The organism is Streptomyces sp. NPDC051662 (assembly GCF_040681655.1).
In the GTDB taxonomy this organism is placed as follows: Bacteria; Actinomycetota; Actinomycetes; order Streptomycetales; family Streptomycetaceae; genus Streptomyces.
Window position 1 is genome coordinate 1 of the sequence record NZ_JBFAZD010000059.1, and the last position, 9026, is coordinate 9026.

9 protein-coding genes are annotated in these 9026 nt (G+C 70.5%); 4 read left to right on the forward strand and 5 right to left on the reverse strand.

Annotated elements, in window-relative coordinates; all coding sequences use genetic code 11:
- Window positions 1-825 (forward strand): ATP-binding cassette domain-containing protein (locus tag AB0M67_RS41365; protein WP_365753355.1); only part of this gene is annotated, 825 nt, incomplete at its 5' end.
- A gap of 55 nt (window positions 826-880) precedes the next feature.
- On the opposite strand, the gene AB0M67_RS41370 is transcribed toward AB0M67_RS41365, so the two are convergent.
- Window positions 881-1246 carry a DUF1801 domain-containing protein gene (locus tag AB0M67_RS41370; RefSeq protein ID WP_365753356.1) on the reverse strand — a complete coding sequence of 122 codons (366 nt, stop codon included), beginning with the start codon at window positions 1244-1246 and terminating at the stop codon, window positions 881-883.
- Between the two features lie 185 nt (window positions 1247-1431).
- On the opposite strand from AB0M67_RS41370, the gene AB0M67_RS41375 reads away from it, so the two are divergent.
- Window positions 1432-1851, forward strand: coding sequence for a DUF6010 family protein (locus AB0M67_RS41375; protein ID WP_365753358.1), 420 nt, complete (start codon window positions 1432-1434; stop codon window positions 1849-1851).
- A gap of 173 nt (window positions 1852-2024) precedes the next feature.
- On the opposite strand, the gene AB0M67_RS41380 is transcribed toward AB0M67_RS41375, so the two are convergent.
- The 4 genes from AB0M67_RS41380 to AB0M67_RS41395 form a co-directional block, all read right to left on the reverse strand.
- Window positions 2025-2789, reverse strand: coding sequence for an SDR family oxidoreductase (locus AB0M67_RS41380; RefSeq protein ID WP_365753359.1), 765 nt, complete (start codon window positions 2787-2789; stop codon window positions 2025-2027).
- Between the two features lie 162 nt (window positions 2790-2951).
- Window positions 2952-3698, reverse strand: a complete 747-nt coding sequence (locus AB0M67_RS41385) for a glucose 1-dehydrogenase (RefSeq protein WP_365753361.1) — start codon at window positions 3696-3698, stop codon at window positions 2952-2954.
- Window positions 3699-3894: 196 nt separating this feature from the next.
- Entirely contained in the window at window positions 3895-6033 is a 2139-nt protein-coding gene (locus AB0M67_RS41390; RefSeq protein WP_365753363.1) for an MFS transporter, read from the reverse strand.
- Window positions 6030-6500, reverse strand: coding sequence for a MarR family transcriptional regulator (locus AB0M67_RS41395; RefSeq protein ID WP_365753364.1), 471 nt, complete (start codon window positions 6498-6500; stop codon window positions 6030-6032). The genes AB0M67_RS41390 and AB0M67_RS41395 overlap by 4 nt, the downstream gene beginning before the upstream one ends.
- A gap of 158 nt (window positions 6501-6658) precedes the next feature.
- Here AB0M67_RS41395 and AB0M67_RS41400 point away from each other — a divergent pair, with 158 nt between their 5' ends.
- Together AB0M67_RS41400 and AB0M67_RS41405 are read left to right on the forward strand one after the other, a co-directional pair.
- A complete protein-coding gene (locus tag AB0M67_RS41400) occupies window positions 6659-7720 on the forward strand; it encodes a zinc-dependent alcohol dehydrogenase family protein (protein ID WP_365753367.1) in 1062 nt (353 codons plus the stop codon).
- Window positions 7721-7970: 250 nt separating this feature from the next.
- On the forward strand, window positions 7971-8936 hold the full coding sequence (locus AB0M67_RS41405; protein WP_365753365.1) for an aldo/keto reductase: 966 nt from the start codon (window positions 7971-7973) through the stop codon (window positions 8934-8936).
- The last annotated feature ends 90 nt before the right edge of the window (window positions 8937-9026 follow it).

The following is a 9026-nucleotide window of genomic DNA, read 5'->3' on the forward strand; positions in this document are numbered from 1 at the left end:
TGGGGGCCGCCCGCCGCCGAGGACGGGGGCGAGAAGAGCTCTTCGGGCGCGTTCCCCCTGACCGTCGAGCACGCCCTGGGCAAAACGACCATCCCGGCGAAGCCGAAGCGCGTCGCCACGGTGAACTGGGCCAACCACGAGGTGCCCCGCGAGGGCCGCGTCGTACTGGACGGCAAAGAGGTGCACCGCCTGCCCGCGAAGGAACTGGCGCGCACTCTCGGGCTGTTGCCGCAGTCACCGGTCGCCCCCGAGGGCATCACCGTCGCCGACCTCGTCGGCCGCGGTCGCCATCCGCACCAGGGCGTCTTCTCCCGCTGGAACGAGAAGGACGACGACGCCGTGGCATCGGCTCCGGAAGCCACGCGCACGATGGCGCTCGCCGACCGTTCCGTGGACGAGCTGTCCGGGGGCCGGCGCCAGCGCGTATGGATCGCGATGGCGCTGGCGCAGCAGACCGACCTGTTGCTGCTCGACGAGCCGACCACGTTCCTCGACGCGAGCCATCAGATCGAGGTGCTCGACCTGTTGACCGACCTGAACCATACGCGCGGCACCACCATCGTCATGGTCCCGCACGATCTCAACCTCGCCGCCCGTTACGCGGACCATCTCATCGCCCTCGCGAACGGACGGCTCCACGCCGCCGGTTCCCCGGCCGAGGTACTGACGGAGGAGAACGTCCGCGTCGCGTTCGGTCTCGACAGCCACATCATCGAGGACCCCGTCTCGGGCAGCCCCCTGATGCTTCCGGTCGGCCGGCACCACACCAGGCCGCCGGTCAGCACATCACCGAAGCCCGGTCCCGTTCCGGAGACGCACAGCTGACCCGCCCCGCGGTGGCGCCCCTCCCCCCGGGGCGCGGCCGTCGTCGCCCGGGGCGTCAGCAGATCTCGCCGGGGGCAGCAGCGGTGGCTCTCAGCAGGTCTCGTACCAGGTCGAGATCGACGTGCTCCGGTTTACGGAAGCGCAGACAGCCCTTGCCCATGTCCTGTCCCGCCAACCGCTCCTCGAACGCCTCCCGGACATCACCGCGCATGAGGTAGAAGGAGATGTACTGCTTCTGGCTCGCGAAGGCGATCTCGGCCGCGCCGTCCCGCTCGTACGCGGGCATGCCGTACGCCATGACCTCGTCGAATCCCCCGAGCTCCGCCCGGCACAGCTGCCGCAGCCTGGCCAGGACCTCCCCGCGCTCCTCCGGCACCTCGGCCAGATACCCGTCGACGTCTTCCGCGCTGCTCCGCACCATGCGGTGAGCCTATTCCGGGCCGGCGCGTCCCGGCCCCCGCCCTCTGGCTCCCCCGCCCGGCGGCGGGAACCCGTTGGGACCTGTCGGTAATGCCCCTGGGGTGCGAGCGGGCGCGGACCTAGCGTGATGAGCACGTCGCGCGCCGTCCAGGTCGCGCCACCCACGCCAGGAGAGAGCACACACCCATGGGGTACCTCATACCGATCGGCATCGGCGTCCTCTACGTACTGCTGATGTCCCTCATCCGCGAACCCCACCGACGGCGCTTCAACGCGATCATGGTCGCCGGAGCGGGCGCGGCCTACCTCAGCGGTGGCGGCCTGGGCGGCTGGGAGTTCGCGTTCGCCGCACTGGCCACCTATGTCGCCTTCCGCGGCCTGGACTCGTGGACCTTCATCGGCATCGGCTGGCTGCTGCACACCGCGTGGGACGTGGTTCACCATCTCAAGGGCAGCCCCTTGATCCCCTTCTTCCACGACTCGTCGCTGGGCTGCGCGATCTGCGATCCGGTCATCGCGCTGTGGTGCCTGCGGGGAGGCCCGTCACTGCTTGAGCTCCTGCGTAACCGGAACAAACAGGACCACAGAGCCCGCGCCGCCGGATAGCGCGCCCGAACCTAGGGCCTCTCGTTTGGATCTGGCCGGGCTCGCGTGCCCTGGCACCGCGCCTCGCCGCGTTGTCGTCAGTCGCCTACGCTCCGCGTGGGCTCCCTCCTCCGCCTTGCGATCCACGGCACCAGACCCCGCTCCCTGATCCGGCCAGATCCAAACGAAAGGCCCTAAACGGCCCCGCGCCCGCCGTCCACCGGGATCACGGCGCCGGTGATATAGCCGGCCTTGGGGGAGACCAGGAACGCGATGACATCGGCGATCTCGTCGGCCTGCGCCGGCCGGTTCAGCAGGGTGGTTCTGCCCAGCCGCGCGACGATTTCGGGTGCCGCCGCCGTGATCACAGGGCCGGGGGCGACGGTGTTGACGCGTACGCCGCTGGGGCTGAACTCCACTGCCCACGCACGGGTGAGTGCCGCGAGCGCGGCTTTCGTCGCGCTGTAGGCCGCGCCGCCGTCCAGTCCGATCTGCCCCGCCATGCTGCCGAGGTTGATGATGTTGCCGCTGCCGCGCTCGGCCATGCCGGGCGCCAGCGCCGCCACCAGGTAGTAGGCGGCCCGCACGTTGGCCGCGAACATCGTGTCGAACGTGTCCTGGGCGAGGTCCGCCGTGGCGCCGAACCACCCGAAACCGGCGTTGTTCACCAGCACATCGACGGGTCCGGCCTCGGCGGCGAGTCGCTCGACATCGGCCGCGACGCTCAGATCGCCCGCGACGAACCGCCCCCGACCGCCATGACCGCCGGCCCGCGCGCCGGTGCCGGCCTTCTCGATCGCCTCGACCGTCGCCGCCCCGCGAGCGTGGTCACGGCCGTGCACCACGACATTGAAGCCGTCCTCGGCCAGCTTGAGCGCCACCGCTCTGCCGATGCCGGAGGTCGCCCCCGTCACCAGCGCGACCTGTGGGTGCGCGTCGACATCCATCCGCTCGGCCATGACCGCTCCTCCTGTGTCACCTCAACCCGACCATCCCTTTCGCTCACTATTGCCTGACCGGATCGAGTTTCACACGCGCTTCCCGTCAGGCCATTGGGCCATGCGGCGGCCAACGACAGGCCGACTCCTCGGTGTCCCGCCGCCCCCTGAAGCCCGGCGTGGTCACAGGGCCGTCCTGCCACCATTGACGGCGACGATCTGGCCGGTGATGAACCTGGCCTTGTTGGAGGTGAGGAACGTGATGACATCGGCGATCTCGTCGACGTGGGCGAGGCGCCCCATGGGGACACCGGCGGCCAGGGCCGCGCTGGCCTCCTCCCCGCCGGTGAAGATGTCCAGGCCGCCGGTGGCCACGGCACCGGGGGCGACCGCGTTGACGCGGATGCCGTCGGTGGCGACCTCAAGGGCCGCGGACCGGGTGAGCCCGTTCACCGCGTGCTTGCTGGCCACGTACAGACCGGCGCCTTTGCCGCCCCGCTCACCGAAGGTGGAGGAGAGGTTGACGATGCTGCCGTGGCCCTGCTCGATCATCACGCGCAGCTCGTGCTTCAGGCAGAACAGCAAGCCCCGCACGTTGGTGTTGAAAACGGTGTCGTAGGCCTCGGCCGTCTGGGTGGCCAGAGGGCCCGTGCCGCCGGTGTAGCCCGCGTTGTTGACGGCCGCGTCGAGCTTGCCGAAGATCTTGACGGCCCCGTCGATCAGGGCGCGGACATCGTCCTCGACGCTGACGTCGGCCCGGATGTACTCCGCCCTGCCACCCCACTCCCGGAGTTCGGCGGCCAGCGCCGTGCCCTCCTCGTCGCGCCGCCCTGAGACGAGGACGGACGCACCGTCGCGGGCGAAGGCGATCGCCGTCGCCCGTCCGATGCCCGCCAGGGCTCCAGTGACCAGCACTACGGGCTCGCTCACTTTTTCCTTCTCCCCGTACCCATGGACAGCCTCTTGACGGAAGGTCGGGCACAGCCGGTGTGCCTGCGTCCATCTACGCAAAACAGGGCGGGCGGCGCACCCCGAGCGCTTGCCGTGTGCCGTACGGGAGAGCGGCGGGCACCGGCCGCGGATGAGGAGCCCGCGGACCGGGGCCGGAACCGCGGCGCGCCCCGGGTCAGCCGGACCGCAGCAGCTCGCGCAGCCCGGCGGTGTCGATGACATGGGCCCGGGACGGGAACACCTTGTCGACCAGCACCTGATGGGTCTCGGAGTCGCGGTCGGCGATGCCGTCGGACAGGACATAGATGCGATAGTCGCGGTCGGCGGCGTCGATGAGGGTGGACAGGACGACGCCGCTGGTGCTGATCCCGGCGAGGATCAGAGTGTCGATGCCCCGGTCGCTCAGCCGCTCATGGAGATCGGTGGTGGAGACCGAGCCGTGGCGGATCTTGCGTACGACGATATCGCCGTCCTCGGGGGCGATCCGCTCGTCGATCTGGGCAGTGGAGTCCTCGTGATGCAGCATCCTCGCCGCGGCGAGCGTCGTGAAGGTCTTGTTGGTGTCGGGGACCGCCGCCCAGTCGTCCTCGGTGAACGCGACGCGGACGTACCCGATGGTGCCGCCGGCGGCACGGACGTCGGCGATGGCGCCCTTGACCCGCTCGACGAGCGCGTCGGCGTCGGAGGTGAGCGAGAGGATCCAGTTCTGGAAGTCCATCGCCAGCAGGGCGGTCCGCTCGGGGGCGATCGTGGGCAGCGCGGGGGAGCTCATCCGGGGTTCTCCTGGGTGGGGGTTCGCTGTGGCGTCCGGGGTGTTGGGAGCAAAGGCGGAAGCGGGGGCGGAGGCGGGGGCGGAGGCGGGCGTGGGCGTGGGAGTGGGGGTGGGGGTGTCGATCGGCCGACTCGCCTCGCGGCCCATCAGCCGGCGGTCGAGGACGGTCAGCAACAGCGCCGCGACGCCTGCCACGACCAGCACGATGCCGAGGGTGTGCAGGCCCTGGTCGCTCACCCCGTCGCGGAAGACGAGGCTGCCGATCACGGCGGAGGTGATGGTTCCGAGGTATCCGAAGGTCCGGAACAGCCCGGAGGCGGTGCCGATCTGGTCGGGCGGCGCCGCGAGGTAGAGCGCCGTCTGATTCCCGACCGTGGTGGCGGCGGACGTGACACCGAAGACCAGGGTCACCAGCACGATCACGACCGCGGGACTGCTGGAGGTGAGCAGCAGGATGCCGACCGAGCCGACGATCATGGTCACCGCCGAGGCGATCAGCGGTCCGCGCACCAGGTTGCGGCTGGCGAGCGGGCGTGAGAGCAGTGCGGAGACAGCCCCCATCGGCAGCAGCAGGAGTCCCGCCGCCACGGTGGACAACCCGTACGCGGCCTCCATCCACTGGGTCAGTCCGTACATCACGGAGTAGACGCCGAGCAGGGTGAGTGCCTGCCGCAGGTAGGTACGGGTGAGGGCGCCGTTGGCGGCGAGCCCGCGGAAGTCGAAGAACGGCGCGGTCTTCCGTAGCTCCCACACGACGGTGGGCACGGCGGTCAGTACGAAGACGGCGAGCGCGGCCCACTGGACCCTCGGAAGGCCCATCAGAAAGATGACCAGCGCGCTCATCGAAGCGGCGAAGCCGAGGATGCCCGGCAGATCGATCCGGTCGGCGATCCGCCGGAAACCGCTGTGCCCGCGGTCGAGTACGGGGTCCCTGGGCAGCCAGCGCGCGGCCATCGCCATCGCGATCAGGGTGACCGGGATATTGACCAGAAAGGCCCAGCGCCAGCCCGCGGCCCCGACCAGGAGTCCGCCGATCGGTGGGCCGACCGCGGCGGTGGCCATGCCCGCGATCGCGATGCCGCCGAGCACCCCGCCCGGTGGGGCGTCCAGACCGGCGTCCTCGGCACGGCGCCGGATCAGCACCATCGCGCAGGGGAAGGCGGCCGAGGTGCCGATACCGACCAGGACCCGGGCGACGGTCAGCATCGCCAGGTTCTGGCCGAGGCCGCCGACCACGCCGCCGAGCAGCACCAGGACGATGCCGGAAAGGAAGATCCGGCGCGCGCCGAGTACCTCCGCCAGTTTGCCCGCGGTGGGCTGCGCGACGGCGCTGGCCAGATAGAGCGAGGAGACCAGGACCGCGGTACTGCCCACCGAGACATGTAGCTCGGTGGCTATCGGCACCAGGGCCGTCGCGATGATGGAGCTGTTGATGGGGTTGAGGCTGGAGCCCACATAGAGCGGGGTGGTGAACGTCCACGCGAAGGGCTCGCGCGAGAGACCCTGCGCCGCGGCATCGGCCCGTGTGGCGCCGGTTCTCATATGCTGCCGTCGCTCAGGTCCGCCGCGGCCAGGCGCTCCAGCAACTCGATGGCCTTCTCCACGTCCTTGAGCTCGTCCGGGGCGACGAGCTGGTCGATGGCGCGCGCCAGGAAGGAGGCGCGACCCGCGAGCAGCTTGTCGACCAGTTCGGTCGCGGCGGGATCGGCGCTCATCAGCTTTCTGCGGCCGTCCCGCGGGTCGGGTTCGCTGTGGACCAGCCCGGCGGCCTTGAGCACGGCCAGGCTCTGCGCGATGGACTGCGGGCTGACGTGCTCCCGCGAGGCGAGCAGGGCGGCGGTGACCGGGCCCTCCCGTACCACGCTCGCCAGTACCGCGAGCTGCGTCGTGGTCAGGCCGGTCGCGTGCTGTCCCGATTCCGTGCGCAGGCGGGCGCGCAGCCGCTTGATCGCATCGTTGAGGCGCTGGGCGGTCGTGGCGGACTGCTGCGGCCCGGTATTCGCGTTCATGACCTCATCGTAAAACTGCACAAGTAACTTTGCCAAGTTACTTGTGCAGTTTCTTGTCTCTTCACGTCGGCCGATGATGTTCATCGGATTCCGGTGGTCGAATGGGGATCGGATCCGCCGTGGACCGGCGGACGGCGGACGACAGGGAAGTGGTGCCCGTGCGAGCTGTGGTGTTCGAGGAGTTCGGGCGGCTGCCCGAGGTGCGGGAGGTGGCCGATCCGGTGCCGCCGTCCGCCGGGGTGGTGGTGCGGGTGGAGGCGACGGGACTGTGCCGCAGCGACTGGCACGGCTGGATGGGCCACGACGAGGGGATCACCCTGCCGCATGTGCCCGGCCATGAACTCGCGGGCCGGATCGAGGCGGTGGGCGCGGCGGTCACCAACTGGCGTGTGGGCGACCGGGTTACCGTGCCCTTCGTCTGTGCCTGCGGGAGCTGTTCCGCGTGCGCGGCGGGCGATCAGCAGATCTGCCGGCGCCAGGAGCAGCCGGGCTTCACCCACTGGGGGTCCTTCGCCGAGTACGTTCCGGTGCACCGTGCCGACGTCAATCTCGTCGCCGTGCCCGAGGACATGTCCTACCTCACCGCGGCGGCCCTCGGCTGCCGGTTCGCCACCGCCTACCGGGCCGTCGTGGCCAGGGGCCGCGTCCGGGCCGGCGAGTGGCTGGCCGTACACGGATGCGGCGGAGTCGGTCTGTCCGCGGTGATGATCGCGGTGGCCTGCGGTGCCAGGGTCATCGCGGTCGATGTCGCGCCGGGGGCGCTGGAGCTGGCCAGGAGGTTCGGCGCCGAGGCGTGCGTGGACGCCACAACGGTGACCGGTGGCGTGGCGGCGGCTGTACGGGAGGCGACGGGCGGCGGCGCGCATGTCTCGCTCGACGCGCTCGGCTCCGTGGCGACCTGTTCGGCGTCCGTGGAAAGCCTGCGGCCCCGGGGCAGGCATGTGCAGGTCGGACTGATGCCGTCGGACGGCGCGGCCGTACCCGTCAACCGTGTCGTCGCGTGGGAACTCGACATCCTCGGCAGCCATGGGATGGCGGCCCACGCGTACCCGGAGATGATGGGTCAGGTGAGTACCGGCAGGCTGCGCCCTGACCTGCTGGTGAACTCGATCATCGGGCTGGACGAGGTGCCGGCCGCGCTGGCAGGGCTGAGTGAGGGTTCGGGTACCGGCATCACCGTCATCGCCCCGCGACCCGGCGAACTTCCCCGCCGGGGCTGACACGACGACCCGGACGGCGCTCGCGCTCTTCGGCCCGTTGCCCGGACGGGCAGGCCGGGCGTGTGCTGGATACGATGAGGTCTTGGTTGCGAGGACCGGTGTTCCCAAGCGGTGGCGATGTCCACCACACCGGAGCGACGCCAAGGCTCCCGTACTTCACACTCCGTGCTTCACAGTTCGTGCTTCACAGTCCGTGCTTCACACTCCGTGCTTCACACTCCGTACTCCGTACGACAGAGGACAACCGACCGTGGCATTCGCCTATCCCGTCGCAGCCGCGCACACCCGGATCGGACTCGGCATCGCGGCGATCGGCCGTCCCGACTACATCAACCTCGGCCGGGACAGGGACCTGCCCGTCGACCGGACCGTCGACGCGATGCGCGCGCGTGCCCACGAAGTGCTCGACACGGCCTACGCCTTGGGCGTGCGGTACTTCGACGCCGCCCGTTCCTACGGCAGAGCGGAGGAATTCCTCGCCGAATGGCTGCGGGACCGGCCCGAGATCCGCGATGCCGTGATCGGCAGCAAGTGGGGTTACACCTACACGGCCGGCTGGCGGACCGACGCGGAGGTGCACGAGGTCAAGGACCACAGCACGGCCACCTTCGACCGTCAGATCGCCGAGACCCGCGGGTTCCTCGGCCGGCGCCTCGATCTCTATCAGATCCACTCCGTCACCCCCGACAGCTCCGCGCTCACCGATCGCGCTCTCCACGAACGGCTCGCCGGTCTCGCCGCCGAGGGCGTCACCATCGGTCTGTCCACCAGCGGCCCCGAGCAGCCGGCCGCCATTCGCGCCGCGCTCGCGGTCACCGTCGACGGCAACCGGCTGTTCACCAGCGTCCAGGCCACCCACAACCTGCTGGAGCCCTCCGCCGGAGCCGCCCTCGCGGAAGCACACCACGCGGGCTGCACCGTCATCGTCAAGGAAGCCCTGGCCAACGGCCGTCTCGCCAACGAGGGACTGCCGCCCGTACTCGCGGATCTTGCCGCAGAGACCGGCGCCACCCCTGACGCCGTCGCCCTCGCCGCGGTGCTTCACACGCCGTGGGCCGACATCGTGCTCTCCGGCGCTGCCACCTCCGCGCAGCTCGCCAGTAATGTCACCGCCGACGGGGTACGCCTCGACGCCGATCAGCTCGCCCGGCTCGCGGCCCTGGCGCAGCCGGCCCCCGAGTACTGGAAGCACCGGGCCGCGCTGCGCTGGGCCTAGGGCGTGTCCGCAATGTCAGTGGGGGAGCCATAGTCGCAGGCAGGCGAGGGTGACCAGGGCTTTGTAGTGGCGGGCTCGTTTGTCGTAGCG